Genomic DNA, 21,597 nt, shown 5'->3' on the forward strand with positions numbered 1-21,597 from the left:
GCCATTAGCTATTCAGAGGACGATCCAGCGGCCCCATCACATCGCCACGGAAGCCGTAGATTTCCCGCTTGCCGACGAACGGTATCAGCGTGACTTCGCGGGTTTGGCCGGGTTCGAAGCGGATGGCGGTGCCTGCGGCGACGTCCAGCCGGTAGCCACGGGTTTTATCGCGGTCAAACACCAGCGCCGGATTGGCTTCGGCAAAATGGTAGTGGGAGCCGAGCTGAATAGGGCGGTCGCCGGTATTGGCCACCTCTACGCTGATGCGTTCGCGGCCCGCACACAGCTCGATATCCGCTTCGTGCAACTGATACTCACCGGGAATCATGGCGCTCTCCTAGCGGTGGACGGTTAGTTGATAGGGGTGTGGACGGTGACCAGCTTGGTGCCATCGGGGAAGGTGGCTTCTACCTGCACTTCATCGACCATCTCGGCCACGCCTTCCATGACATCGTCACGGGTGAGGATCTCGCGCCCGTAACTCATCAGGTCAGCGACGCTGCGGCCGTCTCGTGCGCCTTCCATAATTTCAAAACTAATCAGCGCCACCGCCTCGGGGTAGTTGAGTTTCAGGCCGCGCGCCTTGCGCCGCTCGGCAAGCTGGGCGGCCGTGAACAGCATCAGCTTGTCTTTATCTCTTGGGGTCAGTTCCATGGAGTGTCTCCAGCATCATCGAGGTGTTGCCAATCAGGTTAGCCAAATACGCGGGGTATGCGCATCGCGTTCGATCCAGCGCGGGCGTAGTAGCTGCCAGGCGTGTTCACACAGGGCCCAGGCTTCGTTTCGGGATGCACCTAAATAGCGCATCAGCAGTACGCCATGGCGCTCCGTCACTGCCCAGCGGGGGTTATCCGGCAGCGCCTCGCGCAGTGCTTCGATGGCCGCCGGGGCATCATCGAGCCCCACGGCCCACAGCGTGGCCTGCACCGTCGCGCCGCCCTGCCCCCAGCGGCCCACGAAGCGCGGGTGTGCGGGGTCCAGCGGCTGGCGCTCCAGCCATAGCGGCTTGCCGTCCAGAGTCAGGCGGAAGTGCTGCTCGATCTGCCCGGAAACGTAGGGTAAATCGCTGGCCGGGCGGCCAAGCGCCATCACTTCCCAGCCCAGGCAGCGGGCATCACCGTGCAGCGCGATATGGGTGCGCTGGTGGCCCTTTGAACCGTCAAAGGCGATGGTCTCCTGAGGCAGCCACTCCAGGGTAGCGCCCGCCTCCACCGTGAGTTCGGTGAGCTGGGTCCAGGCGACCCCTTGGCTGTCGGCTTTGTAAAGCTTGTTGGCAGCGGGCGTGGTGAGCAGCGCGTGGGCGCCGCGCTCCACATGGGCACGGATGGTCAGCGCATCACCGCTCACCAGCCCGCCAGGCGGGTGCAACACGTAAACGTGGCACGCTTCCTGGCTGCCTTCCGGGTAGAAGGGGCGCTGCACCCGTAGCGGCCCTTGGTGGCGCGCCTGCATTAATCGGGTCACGCCATCGCGGTTGGCAAAGCGCAGGGCCAGCGAGGCGGCCCAGCGGCGCTCGGCGTCAAAGCGGTGGCCGGAACCAGCAGCGGGTAGGGCGAGTTCGCTCAATATCATGGGCGCTGTCGCTTCCTTGTGGATAAATCATTGGCTTACAAATGCAAGGAGTGCGCCAAAATGGTGAAGGCGCCGCCATAGCCCTTGCCATAGCCCCTGTCATAGCCCTTGTCTCGGCATAGGCTCTTTGCTGGCAGCCCCTCCCACCAGGGAAACCAGTCGCCTTTTGCACCAAAAAAGCACATAAAAAAGCGCAGCGCTTTAAGTACGCACCAAAAAAAGGCATGCCAAGGCTTGCGCGACACCGTGACGCAATGAGCTAACCGTATTGGTTTGTAGACACCCTCTTAGTGCCTTGCCCACCTGTTACCCAGTGGCCACGCCTCCTTAGGGGTGTCGCTGCTCGCCGCGATGCAGCGGCGCGGAAGATGACAGTAAGGATATCAGGGATGCCTTGGCAAACTCCGGCTCGACATCGTAGGCCAGAGTGCCCACGACGTTGCCTTCGCGATCCAATAGGTAGGTGGCAGCCGTATGGCTGAGGGTGTAATCGCCTTGTCCGAGTGACACACGCTCGTACTGAACCTGATAGGCGTCAGCCATTGCGTCAATTTGTGCCTCGTTTCCAGACAGACCTCGTATGCGCTCGTCGAACACCGAAAGGTAGCGCGCCAGCTGTTCAGGGCCATCACGCTGCCAGTCCAGAGAAACAAAGAGATAGTTGAACTGATCTGCCTGCGGCCCCAACTGCTGAATCAAACGCGAGAGTTTGAACAGCGTGTTAGGGCAAACATCCGGGCAGTAGGTAAAGCCAAAAAACAACAGTGTCGGCTTTCCGATCAGCTCATCTTGCGTAACGACCCCACCTTCAGTATCCACCAACTGAAATTGCCCACCCAGCTCGGCCAGCGTCGGGCCCTCGGATTGACGGCCGAAGACCACAAAAAACACGGCCAACGTCAGTAGCAATACCAACGAGCCAATGGAAAGCAGCGCAACGTCGCGGCGCTGCATCAGTGCACTGGGTGGCTGTGCGACATCCCTTCCGAAGCAGCACCTTCAGGCGAGGCACCCGGCGGCAAGACGTGCAGCTCTACATCGATACTTGGGGCATGCTGAAACTCCAGCGTGACGGGCACAGGTTCTCCCTCCACGATCGGCGCTGGTAGCTCCATGAACATGAGATGCAGCCCACCCGGTGCCAGCGTTACCGTACTGCCTGCGGGCAATTCGATACCGCCAGGCAGGGGCGCCATACGCATCACATCGCCATCCATTTCCATGGTGTGAATTTCACTGTGCTCGGTAATAGGTGTGGTAACACCCATCAGGCGGTCATCCTGATCGCCATGATTGGTAATCGTGACAAAACCACCTCCTGCGCCTGCGCCAGGTGGCGTAGCACGAGTCCAGGGCTGAGAAATTTCAATGCGTGAGTCGTGATCCCCCGAATCCCCATCATGAGAACCGCCGTGATGGGCAAGCAGAGTGGTGCTGACCAATAGCAGCGAGGAAAACAGTGCTGTACGAAGCATGAACATGGAAAACTCCATTATAAGGAGGCAAGGCCTCCATGCCGGCCAACGTGATAATGCCTTGCGGTACGCTCGTGAGTCCCGCACCCAGTGCGCAGGCCGACTTGCACAGGAGGTTATTGAGTTCGCTGGAGCCCGAGGTCTCTGACCTGCCGTCCTGATTGGCCGCCACACCATGGGGGTCACATAGCACGAACAATGGAGAGTGAGCGCCATCGCCAAGCAGCGCTGCCTGTGCATAGGCACCGAACAGGACGTGCAAAAGGATAACATACGACACTACGATAGCAGTGACGCTACCCTTGCGCTGATCTCTCTGTCGATGCCACCGATTCGTCATGGGATAAGCTGATCCTGATTGTTATTGTGCTCTTGCTCGTGACACGCTTGACCAGTTGCAAGGGTGCTCATTATCAGAGCAAAGCGTGGTGTGCTCCAGTCCATGTGTCAATTTGACCACTCAACGCACTATCTCAACGTACTATCTCAACGTACTATCTCAACGCACTACCTCAACCCACTACCTCACTGCACGACCACACGGTTACGTCCACTGCGTTTTGCCTGATAGAGCGCCTGGTCGGCGCGCTGCATGGAATACTGGTAATCCGGATGGCCGTCGTGCAACGTGAGCCCTACGCTCACGGTAACGCTCAGCAGTGTATCCGCCGTCGCCAGCATCGGCTCTTTGGCCACGGCCTGGCGTAGCCGCTCGGCGAACAGGCGGCTTCCGTCCGGGTCCGTATCCACCAGAACAATCAAGAACTCTTCACCGCCCATCCGAAACACGTAATCGCCGCCTCGGGTAGAGCGATCCAGAATGCTGGCGACCTGTTGCAGCACGTTATCGCCCGCATCATGGCCATGGGTATCGTTGATCGACTTGAAGTGATCGATGTCCACCATGAGCAAGGCAAAACACTTCTCCGAGCGCCGAGCCAGCTCGATTTCACGGTTCAGCACCACCGACAGAAATTTACGGTTCAGCAAGCGAGTGAGGCTATCGCGACCCGCGTCCAGCCCCGAGGCACGGTCCAGAATATCGTCCAGCAGCATCAGAATCGTGCGCGCTGCATCCCGAATATGGCTCAGCGCGGCCAGGCGCAATGCGCTGTCGGCATCCGTCAACTGCGCCATCCATTGGTCGTCCACCAGATGGATATGTCGCGAAATGACGGCAACCTCCGGCGCGCCTTCGAAGGCATGGCACGCCTTGTGCAAATACCACAGGCCAAATTCGGAGCTGGCCAGGCGGGGCAAGGCGCTGGTCTCCTGCTGCGCCGCCACGGCAAACATCAGCGCATTTTCCCAGTTGAGCAGCGCCGCCCGCTGCCGTTCGCGCTCATCGCCGATACTCTGGGTGAGCGAAAAAAGCTTGTAGGCTTCTTCGGTGCGCGCATGGCGATTATTGGCCACCGAATAGGCATGGCTCATGATCTCCATGGCCATGTCGATATGGTCAGAAACGTACACAGCCGCCTCGCCCGCCGACAGCGGCGCCTGGATCGAGCGATTGATCTGTTCGTAAAACACCTGCTTCAGCTGCCGGGCACCGCTCAGCACCAGGTTTACCGGAATGTCGATGCGCGCATGTATCTGGCCTATTTTCTCCTGGTGTTCTACCAGCGCCTCGAGATCCGCGTGCTCGACGGCAAACATGGCACTGAGCCAACGCTGCATGGAAGGATGCAGGCGTTTTTCGACCTGCTCGTTGGAGAGAAACAGCGAGGCATGGGGGTCATCCAGCATGACCCGGTAAAAGTGCTCGGCAAACGGCGCCTGGTGGGCATGGGCCAGCTGCTCGACGGCCTGGCGCAGCGCCACCGGCGTACGCTCCAGCAGCGTCAGCCACTCGGCAGCCAGCTGATGTTTATCCTTGTAGCGCATACCCCACCCGATGTCCTTTGCGGAAAACATCCATGTTACACATAAAAAAGGGGCGCCAATACGCATCCAAAGCAGGGTTTTGGGCCTTTTGGTGCGGTTTGTGGCGCTAACTTCACCGTTCACTCCCCCAGAGGCAAGCGCTGCCTTGACGCAGCGACCAACCTCGAATATACCATTTGATATAGAGGCAATATATCAAAAGGAGGTCCCCAATGACCGCTACCTTCTCCCAATATCAACCCACCAAAGCCGTGGCCTCCGGCTATTGGCAGCAAATTGGCCTGCCTGCCCGAGGGCGTAAGCTGCATGAGCTGCTGCATGAGGGGGTGGAGTACCGGGTATACCCAAGGCTTGCCAAGGTATCCGGTATCGAGCAGAAGGCGCTGGCGCGCTATGTGGATATCCCTTCCGCCACACTGAGCCGCCGCGCCAAGTCAGGCCGCTTCAAGATGGCGGAAAGCGACCGGCTGTATCGCTTTGCCGAGCTTTTCAAAGCGGCGCTGGATCTGTTCGAGGGGGACGCGGAGGGTGCCCGCGCCTGGCTGCTCAAACCCAATGCCGGGCTAGGCGGACGTCGCCCCGTTGAAATGAGCGCCACCTCGGCGGAGTACCAAACGGTGCTGAATCTGATCGGGCGGTTGGAGCACGGGGTCTCGGTATGAGCGAGGTCACCGCTTACCGGCTGGTGAAGCGCAAGTTTCAGGAGAGCGCGTTTGATGGCGAGGGCGCACGGCTTTACGGCGGGCGCTGGAACAGCCCAGGCAATGCCTGTGTGTATGTAGCCAGCTCAGAGTCGTTGGCACTGCTGGAAATCATGGTGCATCTGGAGAGCTATCGGCTGCTCAACGCCTATGCGCTGCTGCGACTGACGCTGCCCAATCAGAGCATTTTGAGCATTGGAGAGGAAGATTTACCCGAAAACTGGCGGGAAGCGCCAGCACCTGCGGAAACCGCCGACCTGGGCGATGGCTGGCTAGCCTCCGGCCAGAGCCTGGCGCTGGCCCTGCCCAGCGTGGTGGTGCCGAGAGAGCTTAATTACATGCTCAACCCGGCCCACCCCTTGTTCGAGCACGCCGTTGCCAGCGCCGAGGAACTGCCGTTTCAACCCGATCCACGGCTGTAAACCGGGTGTGGATAACTCAAACCGTCAAATGCTGTTTGATCAGCTCGTTGGAGAGTTCGCTGATATCGCCTTTGGCCACCGGGCGGCCGCGGTCCATGATCACGAAGCGGTCGGCGTATTTGCGGGCGAAGGGTAGCTTCTGCTCGACCAGCAGCACCGTCAGGCCGTCCTCTTTGATCAGTTGGCGAATCACCTGACCAATCTGGGCGACGATATTGGGCTGAATGCCCTCGCCGGGCTCGTCCAGAATCAGCAGTTTCGGTTCGATGACCAGCGCGCGGCCAATGGCGAGCTGCTGCTGTTGTCCGCCGGACAAATCGCCGCCACGGCGGTGCTTCATCTCCTTGAGTACCGGAAACAGCTCGTAGATGCGCTCGGGAATCTTCTTCAGCCCGTCGCCTCGGGCGGCAAGCCCAGTGCGCAGGTTCTCCTCCACCGTCAGCAGCGGGAAAATCTGCCGCCCCTGGGGCACGAAACCGATGCCCAAGCGCGAGCGCGCCTCCACGGCTTTTTTGGTGAGCTCAATCTCGCCACCATCGCCCTGGTAGCGCAGCTGGCCGCTCTTCACCGCCACTTCCCCCATGATGGCTTTCATCAGGGTGGTTTTACCCACCCCGTTGCGGCCCATCACGCAGGTGCACTGCCCGGTGGGCACCTCCAGGTCCAGATCCCACAGGGTGTGGCTTTCGCCGTAAAACTGGTTCAACTTGTCGACGGTCAGCATCAGGCCATCTCCTCCTCGTCCGCGCCCAGGTACACTTCGACCACTTTCGGGTCATTGGAGACCTGATCCATGCTGCCTTCGGCCAGCACGCTGCCCTGGTGCAGCACGGTCACCTTGCGCGCAATCGAGCGTACAAAGCCCATGTCGTGCTCCACCACCACCACCGACTGTTTGCCAGCCAGCCCCGTAAGCAGCTCGGCAGTGCGCTCCATCTCCTGTTCGGTCATCCCGGCCACCGGCTCGTCCACCAGCAGCAGGCGCGGGCGCTGCATCAGCAGCATTCCGATCTCCAGCCACTGCTTCTGGCCGTGGGAGAGAATCCCGGCGGGCTGGAAGCGCAGCGCGGTCAGGCCGATGGTGTCCAGCACGTCGTCGATGCGGTCGCTGATCTCGCTGGTCATGCGGGCGGTCAGCGTGGGAAAGATGCGCTTGTCGGCGGCCATGGCCAGCTCCAGATTGTCGAACACGCTGAGCGCTTCGAACACCGTGGGCTTCTGGAACTTGCGGCCAATGCCGAGGCTGGCGATTTCCGGCTCGTTCATTTGCAGCAGGTTATGGCGGCTGCCGAACCAGACGCTGCCCTGGTTGGGGCGGGTCTTGCCGGTGATGATGTCCATCATGGTGGTTTTACCGGCCCCGTTGGGGCCGATGATGCAGCGCAACTCGCCGTCGTCGATGGTCAGGTTGAGGTTATTGATGGCCTTGAAGCCATCGAAGCTCACCGTCACGTCTTCCATGTACAGAATCGGGCCGTGGCGAACGTCCACCGGCGAGGCTTCCCCCGCCATGAAGTCGAACACTCGGTCGCGTGCTTTCAGCGATTGTATCAGGCTCATGCTGCAGCCTCCGTAGGCGGTTGTTCGGCTTTGCGACGGCGCTTCACGTGGCTCAAAAGGCCCGCGACGCCCTTGGGCAGGAAGACCGTGACCAGTACGAACAGCGCGCCCAGGGCAAACAGCCAGGCATCCGGCATGACCCCGGTAAACACGGTTTTGGCGTAGTTGACCAGAATCGCCCCAATGACGGCACCGTACAGCGTGGCCCGCCCACCCAGTGCTACCCAAAGCACGATTTCGATGGAGAACAGCGGCGAGAATTCGCTGGGGTTGATGATGCCTACCTGAGGCACATAAAGCGCCCCCGCCAGGCCCGCCAGCATGGCCGAGACCACGAACACGAACAGCTGGAAGCGTTCGACCCGGTAGCCGATGAAACGCGTACGCGCTTCGGCATCGCGGGTGGCCACGCACACACGGCCCAGCTTGCTGGTGACAATGGCGCGGCACAGGATGTAGCCCAGCGCCAGCGCCACCCCAGTGGCAATGAACAGCCCCAGCCGCGTGTCGTTGCTGCGCAGGTTGAAGCCCAGCAGCTCACGGAAATCGGTGAGGCCATTGTTGCCGCCGAAGCCCATCTCGTTGCGGAAGAAAGCCAGCATCAGGGCAAACGTCAGCGCCTGGGTGATGATCGACAGATACACCCCGGTCACCCGCGAGCGGAACGCCAGGAAGCCGAACACCAGCGCCAGCAGGCCAGGGGCCAGCAGCACCATGGCAAAGGCGAACCAGGCCATATCGAAGCCCAGCCAGTACCAGGGCAGGCTGTCCCAGTTCAGAAACACCATGAAGTCGGGCAGAACCGGGTGGCCGTAGGTGCCACGGTCGCCAATCTGGCGCATCAGGTACATGCCCATGGCGTAGCCGCCAATGGCGAAGAACGCCCCGTGGCCCAGGCTCAGAATGCCCAGATAGCCCCACACCAGGTCCACCGCCACGGCCAGCAGCGCATAGCTCAGGTACTTGCCGAACAGGTTCACGGTGTAGGCGTTGACATGCAGCGGATGCCCTTGCGGCACTGCCACGTGCAGTACGGTGACCAGCACCAGGGCGGCCAGCAGCACGCCGAGAAAGAGCTGGGTGGCCCGTTCGCCGAACGGGCGTAGCAGCCAGAACCGTTGAGAAGATGATGTCATCATGATGGGTTAGCCCTCCGCAGCCCGGCCCTTCTGCGGGAAGAGTCCACGCGGGCGTTTTTGAATGAACAGGATGATGAACACCAGCACGATGATCTTGGCCAGCACGGCACCCGCCCAAGGCTCCAGCACCTGGTTGATGATACCCAGTGAAAGCCCCGCCACCAGCGTGCCCCACAGGTTACCCACGCCACCGAACACCACCACCATGAACGAGTCGATGATGTAGTTCTGGCCAAGGTTGGGGCCGACGTTGGTGAGCTGCGACAGCGCCACACCGGCCAGCCCCGCTACGCCGGAACCCAGCGCGAAGGTCATGATGTCCACCCGAGTGGCCCGGATGCCCATGGAGCGTGCCATGGCGCGGTTCTGGGTCACGGCGCGCACTTCGAGCCCCAGCCGCGTGCGGCGCATGATCAGCATCAGTCCGGCGAACACCACCAGCGCAAAGCCGAGCACGAACATGCGGTTGAGGGTCAGCGAGAGCGCATCGTTGATCACCAGCGAGCCGCTCATCCACTCGGGCGTCACCACGGTGCGGTTGAGCGGAGAGATCACCGTGCGCACCAGCTGCTGCAGAATCAGGCTGATACCGAACGTGGCCAGCAGCGTTTCCAGCGGGCGGCCCTTGAGGAACTGGATCACGCCCCGTTCGATGGCAATGCCCACCAGGGCGGCCACCATGAAGCCCGCCGGAATGGAAAGAATCAGCGCCAGCCCCGGCTGGCCCGGCAGCAGTTGCTGCATCATCCAGGTGGTATAGGCGCCCAGCATCATCAGCTCGCCGTGGGCCATGTTGATCACGCCCATGACGCCAAAGGTGATGGCCAGGCCGATGGCCGCCAGCACCAGTACCGACCCCAGGCTCAGGCCAAAGTAGAGCGTTTCGAGGCCACGATTGAGCTTGAGGTTTTGCTCGATGCTGAGGAGCGCTTCTCTGGCCGCGTCGGCGACCACCGGGTCATCGCCATTGGCCGCGCGATTGAGCGCCACACGGGCACGCGGATGCAGGCTGCCACGCAGCGCTTCCACGCCTTCCATCTGGCCCGCTTCGGTTTGATAAATGGCCAGTGCCTGCGCTAACCGGCGCTGCACCTGGCTATCCTCTTCTTCGGCAATCAGCGCTTCCAGAGGCTCGGCCAGCGTCTCGTCCACTTCGCCCAGCAGGCGCTCGGCGGAGGTACGGCGGCGTTCCACGTTGGGGGAGTAGAGGTCGACCACGGCGATGGCGCTGCGCAGCTGGTTGCGCAGGGCGTTGTTGATGCCGATACGGTTGAGGTCGCGGCGGGACATCTCGCCCAGCGGCTCGTCGGTCAAGGCATCGGCCACGGGCCAGTCACGCCCGGTGTTGTTCAACACCACGACGAAGCGACCCTCGCTGGTGCGCTGCAGGCGGCCATCGAGCAAGGCTTGCAGCCAATCCCGGGCGCGTTCGTCGTCGCTTTGCACAATGGCGTTGATGGCCTCGCCTTTGGCGCGGAAGTTCTCCACGTCCAGCGCTTCCAGCAGCGCCAGTGCCGCGTCGTCATCAGAAGGTGTGGTGGGGGTTTGTGCCTGCGACAACGTCGCCATGCTGAGCAACAGCAGACACAACACCCCAGAAAGGAAACGCCTCATGGGGTTCTTCCTTTGGTGATCATCAATGGGGAGAGATAGCGTGCTCCCTTGCCGCGAAGGCTCGCGGCAAGGGAGGGGGGTTACTCGGCGAGTGCCGCTTCGGCTTCTTCTGCTGCGGTGCTGCCACCGCACGAGCCGTTGGCGACGTTGAAGTTGCCGCAGCGCATCGGTGCACGCCAGTCAGCAATCAGGTCGCGAGAACCCGGCAGGTAATCCGACCAGGCATCGCCTGCCACGGTGGACGGCGTTTGCCAGACGATGTCGAACTGGCCGTTGTCCTGCACTTCACCGATCAATACCGGCTTGGTGATGTGGTGGTTGGGCATCATGGCGGCATAGCCACCGGAAAGGTTAGGCACGGTCACGCCGATGATGGCATCTTTCACCGCGTCCACATCGGTGGTACCCGCCTTACGCACCGCTTCGGCCCACATGTTGAAGCCGATGTAGTGGGCTTCCATGGGGTCGTTGGTGACCGCTTCTTCATCGCCCGTCCAGTCGATCCAGGCGTCGATGAAGTCGTAGTTGGCGTCGGTGTCCACGCTCATGAAGTAGTTCCAGGCGGCCAGGTGGCCCACCAGCGGCCCGGTATCGATACCGGACAGCTCCTGCTCACCCACCGAGAAAGCGATGACGGGAATATCCGCGGCATCGATCCCCTGGTTGGCCAGCTCACGGTAGAACGGCACGTTGGCATCGCCGTTGATGGTGGAGACCACCGCCGTGGGCTTGCCCTCTTCACCGAAACGACGGATTTCAGAGACGATGTTCTGCCAGTCCGAATGGCCGAACGGGGTGTAGTTGACCATGATGTCTTCTTCGGCCACCCCGTGCTCATCCTTCAGGAAGGCTTCCAGAATCCGGTTGGTGGTGCGCGGATAGACGTAGTCGGTGCCGATCAGCGCGAAACGCTCGATCCCGACTTCGTTGATCAGATACTCCACCGCAGGAATGGCCTGCTGGTTGGGTGCCGCGCCGGTGTAGAAGACGTTCTCGGAAGACTCTTCCCCTTCGTACTGTACCGGGTAGAACAGCAGGCCGTTCAGCTCTTCGAACACCGGCAGTACCGCCTTGCGGGATACCGAGGTCCAGTTACCGAACACCACGTCTACCTCATGCTGGGCCAGCAGCTCGCGGGCACGCTCGGCGAATAGCGGCCAGTTGGAAGCGGGGTCGACCACCACGGCTTCCAACTGACGCCCCAACAGGCCACCGGCTTCGTTCTGCTGGTCGATGAGCATTTCGACGGTGTCTTTCAGAGTCGATTCGCTGATGGCCATGGTGCCAGAGAGGGAGTGCAGAATACCCACCTTGATCGGGTCGTTGTCCTGGGCAACGGCCTGGGCGCTGGCGCCCATGATGGCGGCGGCCAGGGCGGCCGTGGCGAAACGGCCAAGGGTACGAGGGTGTGTCTTGCGTTGCGATGTGGTCACTTGAACCTCCTTGCACCCCTTGGAAGGGGCTTGTTATAGGCGCGTAGAGCGGGCATTCGCCCGCCGTGGGCTAATCCACCTTTCACACTGCAAGGGGTGCGCCAGATTGAATCAAAGCCTATTAAGACAATGACAATCAGACAGTTAGCGATACTCAAAAAAACCCGCATTGCGCCAGACGCACTAATTCAGGGCAAGCCGAGAGGCACCATGCACAGTTGTCATGCACCAGCAAAGCGCCTTGCACCAAAGAGGGGTGCATGCACACAAAAAAGCGCCCGGGGTTCCCCCCGGGCGCTGACAACGCCAAAACTCACTCCATCACCACCACCCAACAATCGCTTATTTGGCGGCCATGGCCTTCTGCTTGCGGCGCTTTTTCAGCAGCGGCATGCCCAGCGACAGAGCCGCAATGATCAGCAGTGACAGTGAAATAGGCTTGTCGATGAAGATGGACCAGTCACCTCCGGAAATCTGCAGTGCGCGGCGCATGGACTCTTCCATCAGGCTGCCCAGGATCAGCGCCAGAATCAGCGGCGCCGTGGGGAAGCCGAACAGCCGCAAGCCCAGGCCGATCAGGCCGAAGCCCAGCAGCAGCAGCAGGTCGAAGACGCTGAAGCTCATGCCGTAAACACCGATCATGCAGAAGATCAGGATCATCGAGAGCAGCAGCGGACGCGGCATATCGAGAATTTTGGCGATCAGCGGAATCAGCGGCAGGTTGAGTACCAGCAGGAAAATATTACCAATGTACATACTGGCAATGACCCCCCAGAACACGTCCGGGCGCTGCTCCAGCATCATGGGGCCAGGCGTCACGCCCATGACCAGCAGCGCACCCAGCAGCACCGCCGTGGTGCCCGAGCCAGGCACCCCCAGGGTCAGCAGCGGTACGAACGAGCCGGTACAGGCAGCGTTGTTGGCCGCTTCGGGAGCTGCCACGCCCTTGATGTTGCCCTTGCCGAAGGTGTCACCATCCTTGGCCAGGCGTTTTTCCATGCTGTAGCCCAGGAAAGAACCAATGGTGGCACCGGCCCCCGGCAGTACGCCGGTGAAGAAGCCCAGCACCGAGCTGCGGCTGACAGGACCTGCGATTTGCTTCATTTCACTGCCGCTCAGCTTGAGCGAGCCAATGGCATTGCGCGGCGCTTCCTTGCCACCGCCCCCACGCAGCAGCATGTAGAACACTTCCGCCAGGGCGAAGATACCCAGCGCCACGACCAGGAAGTCGATGCCGTCGAGCAGTTGAATCGAGCCAAAGGTGTAGCGCTCGATGCCGGTTTGCATGTCGATGCCGACGATCGAGATCATGACGCCGATCACCGCCGCAATCAGACCCTTCACCAGCGACTTGTCCGACAGCGAGACGACCGCCGTCAGGCCCAGCACCATGAGCGCGAAATATTCGGGAGGCCCAAAGCTGACCGCCACTTTGGAAAGCAGCGGCGCCACCAGCATCAAGAAGACGATGGAGACGGTGCCGCCAATGAACGACGCGTAGGCGGCAATGGCCAGCGCCTTGCCCGCCAAACCCTGCTTGGCCATGGGGTAGCCATCGAAAGAGGTGGCGACCGTGCCCGCCACCCCCGGCGCATTGAGCAGAATAGAAGAAGTCGAGCCACCGAAAATGGCCCCGTAATACACACCCGCCATCAGAATCAGGCCTGATGCAGGCTCCATTGAGAAGGTGATCGGAATCATCAGCGCCAGGGCGCTGATCGGGCCTAGGCCCGGCAACATACCGATGATGGTACCGGCAAACACACCGGCAAAGACGTAAGCGATGTTGATGGGCTCGAGCGCGATGCCAAAGCCGTACATCAAGTTGTTCAAGGCATCCATGGGCGTATCTCTCTTAAAAAACTACGGCAGGTGCGTGGGCACGGCGTATTCAGAACGGCAGGAGGCCAGTGGGCAGATACACATCCATGATGCGCGTCATGGTGATATACAGCGCCAGCACTACCCCCAGCGAAGCCGCCAGGTTGATGCCATGACGACGATACCCGTAATAGGCCGTCAGCCCGGTGCACAGCAGCGTCGACGCCAGTACGAACCCCAGCGGCACCAGCAGGAAGGCATAGGCGGCGATGGCCACGGCGGTGACCACCACACGCGCCCAGGGCGTCAACAGCAGCGGACCGTTGGTGGCCTCTTCGTCGATCTCGTCAGCGCCTGCCAGCGGCACCGGTTTTTCAAAGAAAAGCAGCCCTGCTAGCAATAACAAGGTCACTCCCAGCACTTTTGGAAAAAGATCTGAATCTACCGGACGCGGCAGAGGAAAGGTTGGAATTTGCCAGGCCATTGCTAGATAGGCGGCTGCAAAAAGCGCCAGCACGAGGGCCAGCCACTGATTAGTGTTCAATCGAGTCATGGGGTGTCTCTCCGAAGGCGCAGGTTGCGCTTACGGTCACAGGCAGTGACCCCGGGCCTGGCTGGCCCGGGGCAGCACGGTGAAGCGGGGGTTATTGAGCCAGCAAGCCCAGGTCGCTCAGGACGCTGCTGAACTGTTCTTTCTGCTCATCCAGGAACGCGCCAAACGCTTCGCTATCCTGGTAGGCATCGATCCAGCCCAACTGGTCGCGAGCCTGCTGCCAGCCATCGGTTTCGAGCATTTCGGCAAACAGGTCTTCGTAGTAGGCCACGGCTTCGGCAGGCATGTCAGGGGTGCCCATCACGCCACGCCAGATATCGAAGGTGTAGTCCACACCCTGTTCCTGGTACGTGGGCACGTCGGCCAGAGCACCGCCCAGGCGCTCAGGGGCAGATACGCCCAGCGCACGTAGTTGGCTGCCTTCGCCCAGCTGGCCCACGGACTCACCCGCGCCAGTAATGACCGCCTCGATATGGCCACCCATCAGGTTGGTCATGGCATCGCCACCCCCCGAGAAGGGGATGTAGTTCACCGAGGAAGCATCGAGACCCGCCGCAGAGGCCAGGCCAGCCACCGAGATGTGGTCCATCGAGCCTGGCGCACTGCCGCCACCCACGCTCAGACGCGGGTTCTCTTTCATCGCATCGAACAGATCGGTGATGGTCTGATATTCGGAATCCGCCGCTACCAGAATGATGGAGTAGTCGGTGATCAGGCGCGCCACGGGGGTGAAATCCGTGTGGTCGTAGCGCGAAGCACCTGCCAGCGGCACCAGGATGATGGGCGGACTGGTGGCGAACAGCTTGTGCGGGTTACCGCTGTCACGGGCGATCTGCGCCCATGCCACGGCACCGCCGCCGCCAGGCACGTTGATGGCCGCAAAGTTACGGTCTGCCAGCTGCTCTTCCTGCAACACGCGGGAAACGGTACGCACCAGCGTATCCCAGCCACCGCCCGGGTTGGCAGGCGCGACGAATTCGATGGAACGGCTTGGGGTCCACTCCTGGGCCTGTACGCCAGTGGTCATGGCGAGGGCTGCCAGAGGCAGAGCAAATACAGCGGCGCGCTTGAAGGAAAGCGAGGTCATGGGCGTTCTCCACAGTCAATTATGTTGTTATGCGCGGTGATCGACACGCGGCAATTGTGGTTACACTGCGAACGTTAGAAGAAAGCCACCTTTCAGGACAAGCTTGTGACCATAAACGACAAATTGTTCTTTATGGTCGTTTTGTTCATTTTGTTCACGCATCCAGCCAGCCGTGATCGCCCTTCAATAAGCGGTAGCGCCGCTCGGGTCGCCCAACATCCCCGTAACCCAGCTCGGCGCCTACGGCCTGCTCGGCCACGAGAAACTCCAGATAGCGGCGTGCCGTCGAACGGCTGGCGCCCATGGTACGCGCCACCTGCATGGCGGTCAGGGCGCCGCTGTCTGCTGCCAAGGCTTCTACCACACGGCGCAGGGTCAAGCGGTCGATGCCCTTGGGCAAGCTGCGCTGAGGGGCGCGTGCAGGCTCGCTGGGCGTCACCCGGGCCAGCACATGGTCCAGCTCGTCCTGGTTCAGCTCGGCTCGGTTGGCCAGCGCCTCCCGTTCGCGCCGAAAACGCGCCAGCATCTGGCTCATTCTTGCCGCTTCGATGGGTTTGATCAGGTAATCGAACACCCCGCCACGCAGCGCCTCGCTGATGGTCTCCACCTCACGGGCCGCCGTCACCATGACGATATCCACGTGCACATGGTCGCGACGAATCGACCACAAAAGCTCCAGCCCTTCCACGTCGGGCAGGTAGGCATCCAGCAGAATCAGCTGTATTTGCGAGGCGTGTTCGGCCATCAGCGCTTTGGCTTCGCTGCCGTTGCGCGCCATACCCACCACATAAAAACCGTCGCTTTGCTCGATGAAGGCGCGGTGAATATCGGCGATGCGGAAATCGTCTTCGACGACCAGAATGCCGTATTGCGTCGCAGACATGCGTCATCCTCTTGTTAACGTCGTTATTATGAGTGTGAACCGTTTAGCCTGGTGGGCCGGGTTCATCGCTGCGGGCACATAGCGAGCGGTCCAGCACGGCAATGAAACAGGCGCCCCCCAGCTCGCTCTCTTCCAGGGTGATCGCGCCACCGTGCTGGCGACACAGCCGCTCCACCAGCGCCAGGCCAATGCCGCGGTGCTTGCCGGTCTTGGTCGAAAAGCCCTCCTTGAAGATCGACCCGGCGTGCTCCGCAGGGACCCCTGCCCCATTGTCTTCGACCTCGACCAACAGCTGTTCGCCCAAATCCGTGAAGAACAGCCGTACCTTGGGTTCGCTGGAGTAGGGGCCATTCAGTGCCGCATGACAGGCATTATCCAGCAAATTGCCCACCACGCTCATCATGACCTCTTGCCCCGTTGCGGTCAGCGGGCAGGAGAGCGAGCTTTGTTCGTCGATTTCCAGTGCCACGCCCAGTTCACGGGCGCGGGTCAGTTTGCCCAGCAGCGTGCCGCTCAGCACCGCATCGGCCACATGGCGCATCAGGAAGTTCATCTGTGCCTGGGCACGCTCGGTTTCCTGATGAATCAGGGCCAGCGCCTCCTCGATGCGCTGCAACTGCAGCAGCCCGGAAATGGTGTAGAGCTTGTTGGAGAACTCGTGGGCCTGGGCGCGCAGCATGTCCACATCGCGGCTGGCCTGGGTCAGCGCCTGGGAGAGGTCGATGATTTCCCGGCGGCTACGGAAGGTCGCCACGGCGCCTTCGATCTCGCCCTCGTGAATGATGGGCACACGGTTGACCACTACCGGGTGATCCCCCAGCCACATTTCCTGGTCGAACTCCTGTTCACCGCGTCTGAGCACCTCCAGCAGGCGGGAGTTAGGCACCACCTCGCGGATGGGCTGCCCCAACAGCACGTGCTCGTCGGGCAGCTCTAAAAAGCGGCGCGCCTGCTGGTTCACCAGGGTAATGTGGCCGTCTCGATTGACCGCCAGAATACCTTCGTGAATCGATTGCAGGATGGCTTCCTTTTCCATGGCGAGACGGGCAATTTCGTAGGGTTCGAGGCCGAGAATGATCTTCTTGAGGTGCTGCGACAACCAATAAGCACCGGCAAACCCGAGCACGATCATCATGACCACCAGTATCCAGCCCAGCTTGGTGTAGCGCGCCACGTCCATGTCCACGCGGTCGAGCATGAAGCCGACGGAAACCACGCCGATGATGTTGCCCTCTTCATCCCAAATCGGCGTTTTGCCGCGCATGGCGGTGCCCAGGGTGCCGGTGGCTTCGGACACGTAGGATTGACCATAGATCAGCGCTTGATCGTTATCATCCCCCACCATGCGCTCGCCGATGCGCTCGGGCACCGGGTGGGAGTAGCGTATCGACTGGGCGTTGCCCACCACCACATAGCGCGCGCCCGTCTCCTGGCGCACCCGCTCGGCCAGCGGCTGAATGAAGTGGGAGGGCTCGGGCGTGGAGAAGGCATCGACGATTTGCGGCATGGCCGCCACGGTCTTGGCGACCGCCAGCGCCCGCTCGCCCATTTGATAGGTGATAATGTCGGCTTTACGGTAGTTCAGGTAGGTCCCTTGGGCCAGCAGCATACCCGCCAGCAGCAGGCCCACCAGGATCATGACCTGTAAGCGAAAGCTGCGTTTGTACCAACGTCGCTTGGCGCGCGTGCGACGCCAGCGCTGCAGTTCGGCCAGGGTGCGTGGGCGGGGCTCGGTCATAAGGGAACTCGTGATGCGCAAGAGCGTCATTATGGCACGCACCGCCAGGCGGCGTTAGGCTTTGCGCTTTTTCACCCAGCGGCTTATATACTCCCTGCCCACCGCAACACTCAAGGAGGAGAAAAGTGCGACACCTTTCACGCTACCTGTTACTGGCCAGCTGCCCGCTGTGGGCGGGGGCTGCCGCAGCCAACCCCTTTTATGCGCCACCGCCGCCCCAGGAAGATGCGCCCATCTTCAGCGGCGACGCCGAGCTTGGTTTCAACCAGCTCTCCGGCAATACCGACAGCCGCACGCTGATCGGCAAAACACTGCTCACTTGGCTGACCGGCGACTTCACCCACTCGTTTCGGGCAGAAGTGCGCAATGTCAGCAAGGATGGCAACACCAGCGCGGAGCAGTACCTCGTGGCGGGGCGGGAGCGCTATGACTTCAACGGCCCGCATTATCTGTTTGGGTTTGCCCGCTGGGAAAAGGACCGCTTTGCGGGCTACGATCAGCAGCTCACCGCCATTGGCGGCTATGGTCGACAGATTGTGGATGGCGAGCGCCACTATCTTTCTCTGGAAGCAGGGCCCGGCTATCGCCATGACCGGCTGCGTGACGATGAGAACGAGCGGCTGGGCGTGGCCTACTCGGCGCTGGACTACCGCTGGGAGTTCTCCCAGTTCGCGGATCTACGCCAGGAGATGTCGGTGGAGTATACCCATGAGAACACCACCTCGCGCTCGCTGTCGGCCCTCACGGCACGCCTGAATTCGCGGCTGTCGCTGCGCCTGTCTCATGAGATCAAGCGCAACTCCCAGCCCCCCGAAGAGGCCAGCGAGCGTACCGACCATACCACCAGCGCGTCGCTCCTCTACCGCTGGTAGCCTGACCGGCTACTGGCGCTGCTGCCCTCGGTGTGCCCAGGCGGTCATGCGCTTTTCCAGCAGCGAGAACAGCTCGTACATCACCATGGCCATGGCACTGATCACCAGCAGCCCGGCAAATACCAGCCCCATGCGCATCTGCGAGCCCGCGCTCATCATGAGGTAGCCAATGCCCTGGTTGGAGGCCACGGTCTCGGACACCACCGTGCCCACGAAGGCCAGCGTGATGGCGATTTTCAGCGAGGCGAAGAAGTACGGCAGCGAACGCGGCAAGCCCACCTTGAGCAGCACATCGATGCGCCGTGCGCCCAGCACCCTCAACACATCTTCCATCTCAGGCTCCAGGGTCGCCAGGCCAGTGGCCACGTTCACCACGATGGGGAAGAAGCAGATCAGGAAGGCGGTGAGTATTGCGGGCACCGAGCCGATACCGAACCAGACCACCAGAATGGGCACGAAGGCCACCTTGGGAATGGCGTTGAACCCCACCAGCAGCGGGTAGCAGGCGTTGTACAAAAAGCGCGACGAGCCGATGATGAAGCCCAGCAACAGCCCCACGGCAACGCCCAGGCCAAAGCCAATCAACGTGGTCCAGAAGGTTTGCCAGGAGTGCTTGCCGATGGGCCCGGCGTAGGTCACCAGCGCCTGAACCGTGTCCAGCGCGCTGGGAAAAATAAAGCTGGGCACGTTGAACAGGCGTACCGTCACTTCCCAGATCACCACCAGCCCCGCCATGGCGATCCAGGGAGCCAGCCGCTCGGCCAGCTTGCGATTGTGGTTCATGGGCACTCCTTCAGGCGCTGCGCACTTCACCGATCTGGGCGCGCAGCGACTGCACCAGGTCAATGAACGGTTTCTGGTAAGTGGTTTCCAGCGCCCGAGGGCGAGGCAGTTCGATGATGCGCCGCTCGATCACGCGCCCCGGACGACGGCTCATGACATAGACGGTGTCGGCCAGGAAAGCGGCCTCGCGCAGGTCATGGGTCACCAACACCACGGTAAAGCGCTGGGCCTCCCACAGGTCACGCAAGACGCACCAGAGCTCTTCACGGGTGAACGCATCCAGCGCGCCAAAAGGCTCGTCCAGCATCAGCAAGCGCGGCCGATGAATCAGCGCGCGACAGATGGACGCCCGCTGCTGCATGCCCCCGGACAGCTCCCAGGGGTACTTGTTTTCATGCTCGGCCAGGCCCACCGTCTCGAGCAGCGCCCGGGCCCAGCCTTTGAACTCTTCCCGGCGCTTGCGAAACTGCCGCCGATAGGGCTCGACGATTTCCAGCGGCAGCAGCACGTTGTCCAGGGTGGTACGCCAGGGCAGCAGGTTGGCATTCTGGAACGCCATGCCGGTGATTTTCAAAGGCCCGGTCACGGGCAGCCCATCCACCTGGATGCTTCCCTGCGTAGGGGCATGCAGGCCGGTACACAGCTTCATGAAAGTGGATTTGCCACACCCCGACGGCCCCACGAAGGCGACGAACTCGCCTTCGTGTATCGACAGGTCGATATCTTCGATGGCATTGCCCGAGCCGTCGTACGCCAGGCTGACGTCATCGAAGCGGACGAACGCTGCCGACATCACTCCGCCTCCGGCAGCAGCATGCGCTCTTCTACCGGCGGCAGGTAGCGGGAGTCAAAGACCTGATCGGGGGATGGCAAAGTGGGCAGATCGTAAGCATCCGCCACCAGTTGAATCGCCTGGCTCAGCCGCTCGTCATCCACACCGCCCACGCCATATTCGCGGGCATCGGGGGTATCCACCACGCTCTCCAGCGCCAGTTTCAAACGACGCGTTTCCATCTCGACATCAATCAGGCCGTCGCGGTTACGCACGTACTCGATGGCTGCTTCGGGGTCTGCCAGGGTCTCTCCAAGCGCACGGTTGAAGGCGCGCAGAAAGCCCTGCACGGCCTCGGGGTTGGCATCGGCAAAGGCATCACTGACCAGAATCGCGTTGCCGTACAGCGGAACGCCGTAGTCGGGGAACGGCATGATGGTCAGCTCGTCTTCGCTCATGCCGCGCTCTTCCAGGTTGAGCAGGCTGGTGAAGTAGAAGCCGGTGATGGCATCGACATCGCCCCGGGTCAGCAGGGTTTCGCGTAGCGCAGGGTCGACGTTTTGCCACGCCACCGCGTCGGCCTCCAGCCCATTGGCAGCGGCAAAGATGCCCCAGGCGCGATAGCCGGTGTCGAAGGCCGGGGCGGCGATGGTCTTGCCTGCCAGGTCAGCGGGGCTCTCGATACCGCTCTCCTTGTGCGCAAACACCGCCGCGGGCGTGCCGTCATAAACGATATAGACGCCCTTGATGCCAGGGCCTTCCGGGTTTTCTGCAAGGAATTCGACCAGCGCGTTGAGATCGCCAAAGCCCATTTCATAGGCACCCGAGGCCACCCGGTTCACCGCCCCTGCTGAGCCGCTTCCCGAATCGATCTGAACCTGCAGACCTTCTTCGGCGAAGTAGCCTTTTTCGGCTGCCATCAGAAACGGCGCTGCCGGGCCTTCGAAGCGCCAGTCCAGCTGGAAGCGAATCGAGGTCGTCTCGGCAGCAGCGCCGAGCGGCATCATCAGCACCGCGCCAAATAGCGCTAGCGGAAACAAAGGGGAACGGGCAGTACGGGAACGGATCAGCATGGCAGTGAGCACCTTGTATACAAAGCTGAAGAGGCTTTGCAGCAACACTGCCATCTTTTGCTTTTTACTTTTCATTCATGAGCTTAGTCCTGAAAATGGATCAGTCAGCGCCCTCGAAAGCGCCAAAATGGTGCGCCGCGCATTGGCCGCGCACCATTAGAAAACATTTCTGGCCAAAACGTTAGACTTTGGTCTAACCCGACGGTATACTG

The 21,597-nt window shown here is 61.4% G+C and carries 22 protein-coding genes; 3 read left to right on the forward strand and 19 right to left on the reverse strand.

The window, feature by feature from the left end; all coding sequences use genetic code 11:
• Nucleotides 1-4: 4 nt before the first annotated feature.
• The 6 genes from KVY02_RS16985 to KVY02_RS17010 all read right to left on the reverse strand — a co-directional run bounded on the left by KVY02_RS16985 (nucleotide 5) and on the right by KVY02_RS17010 (nucleotide 4,934).
• Complete coding sequence (locus tag KVY02_RS16985; RefSeq protein WP_218313999.1) at nucleotides 5-328, reverse strand: urease subunit beta; 324 nt, start codon at nucleotides 326-328, stop codon at nucleotides 5-7.
• Between the two features lie 23 nt (nucleotides 329-351).
• Nucleotides 352-654 carry an urease subunit gamma gene (gene ureA / locus KVY02_RS16990; RefSeq protein ID WP_016915359.1) on the reverse strand — a complete coding sequence of 101 codons (303 nt, stop codon included), beginning with the start codon at nucleotides 652-654 and terminating at the stop codon, nucleotides 352-354.
• Between the two features lie 33 nt (nucleotides 655-687).
• The gene (locus tag KVY02_RS16995) at nucleotides 688-1,572 is read right to left on the reverse strand and encodes an urease accessory protein UreD (protein WP_218314000.1); all 885 of its coding nucleotides are present in this window, start codon (nucleotides 1,570-1,572) and stop codon (nucleotides 688-690) included.
• A 327-nt stretch (nucleotides 1,573-1,899) separates the two neighbouring features.
• Entirely contained in the window at nucleotides 1,900-2,526 is a 627-nt protein-coding gene (locus KVY02_RS17000; RefSeq protein WP_081135930.1) for an SCO family protein, read from the reverse strand.
• Complete coding sequence (locus KVY02_RS17005) at nucleotides 2,526-3,053, reverse strand: copper chaperone PCu(A)C (RefSeq protein ID WP_016915363.1); 528 nt, start codon at nucleotides 3,051-3,053, stop codon at nucleotides 2,526-2,528. The genes KVY02_RS17000 and KVY02_RS17005 overlap by 1 nt, the downstream gene beginning before the upstream one ends.
• A 519-nt stretch (nucleotides 3,054-3,572) precedes the next feature.
• A complete protein-coding gene (locus tag KVY02_RS17010) occupies nucleotides 3,573-4,934 on the reverse strand; it encodes a diguanylate cyclase (protein WP_218314001.1) in 1,362 nt (453 codons plus the stop codon).
• Nucleotides 4,935-5,146: 212 nt separating this feature from the next.
• Here KVY02_RS17010 and KVY02_RS17015 point away from each other — a divergent pair, with 212 nt between their 5' ends.
• Both KVY02_RS17015 and KVY02_RS17020 read left to right on the forward strand, forming a co-directional pair.
• Nucleotides 5,147-5,596, forward strand: coding sequence for a type II RES/Xre toxin-antitoxin system antitoxin (locus KVY02_RS17015; protein WP_016915365.1), 450 nt, complete (start codon nucleotides 5,147-5,149; stop codon nucleotides 5,594-5,596).
• Complete coding sequence (locus KVY02_RS17020; RefSeq protein WP_218314002.1) at nucleotides 5,593-6,057, forward strand: RES family NAD+ phosphorylase; 465 nt, start codon at nucleotides 5,593-5,595, stop codon at nucleotides 6,055-6,057. The genes KVY02_RS17015 and KVY02_RS17020 overlap by 4 nt, the downstream gene beginning before the upstream one ends.
• 16 nt (nucleotides 6,058-6,073) lie before the next feature.
• Here KVY02_RS17020 and urtE read toward each other — a convergent pair whose 3' ends face one another.
• The 10 genes from urtE to KVY02_RS17070 all read right to left on the reverse strand — a co-directional run bounded on the left by urtE (nucleotide 6,074) and on the right by KVY02_RS17070 (nucleotide 17,885).
• The gene (gene urtE, locus KVY02_RS17025; protein WP_218314003.1) at nucleotides 6,074-6,781 is read right to left on the reverse strand and encodes an urea ABC transporter ATP-binding subunit UrtE; all 708 of its coding nucleotides are present in this window, start codon (nucleotides 6,779-6,781) and stop codon (nucleotides 6,074-6,076) included.
• On the reverse strand, nucleotides 6,781-7,617 hold the full coding sequence (gene urtD / locus KVY02_RS17030; protein WP_016915368.1) for an urea ABC transporter ATP-binding protein UrtD: 837 nt from the start codon (nucleotides 7,615-7,617) through the stop codon (nucleotides 6,781-6,783). Before urtD ends, urtE begins: the two co-directional genes overlap by 1 nt.
• Complete coding sequence (gene urtC / locus KVY02_RS17035) at nucleotides 7,614-8,756, reverse strand: urea ABC transporter permease subunit UrtC (RefSeq protein WP_016915369.1); 1,143 nt, start codon at nucleotides 8,754-8,756, stop codon at nucleotides 7,614-7,616. The genes urtD and urtC overlap by 4 nt, the downstream gene beginning before the upstream one ends.
• A 6-nt stretch (nucleotides 8,757-8,762) precedes the next feature.
• Nucleotides 8,763-10,370, reverse strand: a complete 1,608-nt coding sequence (gene urtB, locus KVY02_RS17040; RefSeq protein ID WP_081193398.1) for an urea ABC transporter permease subunit UrtB — start codon at nucleotides 10,368-10,370, stop codon at nucleotides 8,763-8,765.
• An 80-nt stretch (nucleotides 10,371-10,450) separates the two neighbouring features.
• Nucleotides 10,451-11,803 (reverse strand): urea ABC transporter substrate-binding protein, encoded by a 1,353-nt coding sequence (gene urtA, locus KVY02_RS17045; protein ID WP_081135922.1) that lies wholly within the window; start codon nucleotides 11,801-11,803, stop codon nucleotides 10,451-10,453.
• Between the two features lie 342 nt (nucleotides 11,804-12,145).
• On the reverse strand, nucleotides 12,146-13,645 hold the full coding sequence (locus KVY02_RS17050; RefSeq protein ID WP_218314004.1) for a tripartite tricarboxylate transporter permease: 1,500 nt from the start codon (nucleotides 13,643-13,645) through the stop codon (nucleotides 12,146-12,148).
• Between the two features lie 49 nt (nucleotides 13,646-13,694).
• Complete coding sequence (locus tag KVY02_RS17055) at nucleotides 13,695-14,177, reverse strand: tripartite tricarboxylate transporter TctB family protein (protein ID WP_218314005.1); 483 nt, start codon at nucleotides 14,175-14,177, stop codon at nucleotides 13,695-13,697.
• A 91-nt stretch (nucleotides 14,178-14,268) separates the two neighbouring features.
• Entirely contained in the window at nucleotides 14,269-15,264 is a 996-nt protein-coding gene (locus KVY02_RS17060) for a Bug family tripartite tricarboxylate transporter substrate binding protein (RefSeq protein ID WP_081135916.1), read from the reverse strand.
• Nucleotides 15,265-15,418: 154 nt separating this feature from the next.
• Complete coding sequence (locus tag KVY02_RS17065; RefSeq protein WP_218314006.1) at nucleotides 15,419-16,147, reverse strand: response regulator; 729 nt, start codon at nucleotides 16,145-16,147, stop codon at nucleotides 15,419-15,421.
• A gap of 43 nt (nucleotides 16,148-16,190) precedes the next feature.
• Nucleotides 16,191-17,885 (reverse strand): sensor histidine kinase, encoded by a 1,695-nt coding sequence (locus KVY02_RS17070; RefSeq protein WP_081135914.1) that lies wholly within the window; start codon nucleotides 17,883-17,885, stop codon nucleotides 16,191-16,193.
• A 125-nt stretch (nucleotides 17,886-18,010) separates the two neighbouring features.
• On the opposite strand from KVY02_RS17070, the gene KVY02_RS17075 reads away from it, so the two are divergent.
• Complete coding sequence (locus KVY02_RS17075; RefSeq protein ID WP_081135913.1) at nucleotides 18,011-18,757, forward strand: DUF481 domain-containing protein; 747 nt, start codon at nucleotides 18,011-18,013, stop codon at nucleotides 18,755-18,757.
• A 9-nt stretch (nucleotides 18,758-18,766) separates the two neighbouring features.
• Here KVY02_RS17075 and KVY02_RS17080 read toward each other — a convergent pair whose 3' ends face one another.
• Genes KVY02_RS17080 through KVY02_RS17090 form a run of 3 tightly spaced genes read right to left on the reverse strand, consistent with a single transcriptional unit; the run spans nucleotide 18,767 to nucleotide 21,385 of the window.
• Nucleotides 18,767-19,540, reverse strand: coding sequence for an ABC transporter permease (locus tag KVY02_RS17080; protein ID WP_016915378.1), 774 nt, complete (start codon nucleotides 19,538-19,540; stop codon nucleotides 18,767-18,769).
• Nucleotides 19,541-19,550: 10 nt separating this feature from the next.
• Entirely contained in the window at nucleotides 19,551-20,333 is a 783-nt protein-coding gene (locus KVY02_RS17085; RefSeq protein ID WP_218314007.1) for an ABC transporter ATP-binding protein, read from the reverse strand.
• Nucleotides 20,333-21,385 (reverse strand): ABC transporter substrate-binding protein, encoded by a 1,053-nt coding sequence (locus tag KVY02_RS17090; protein ID WP_256357533.1) that lies wholly within the window; start codon nucleotides 21,383-21,385, stop codon nucleotides 20,333-20,335. The genes KVY02_RS17085 and KVY02_RS17090 overlap by 1 nt, the downstream gene beginning before the upstream one ends.
• Nucleotides 21,386-21,597: the final 212 nt, after the last annotated feature.

Origin of the sequence: Halomonas sp. 18071143 (assembly GCF_019211725.1) — a bacterium.
Classification (GTDB): Bacteria; Pseudomonadota; Gammaproteobacteria; order Pseudomonadales; family Halomonadaceae; genus Vreelandella; species Vreelandella stevensii.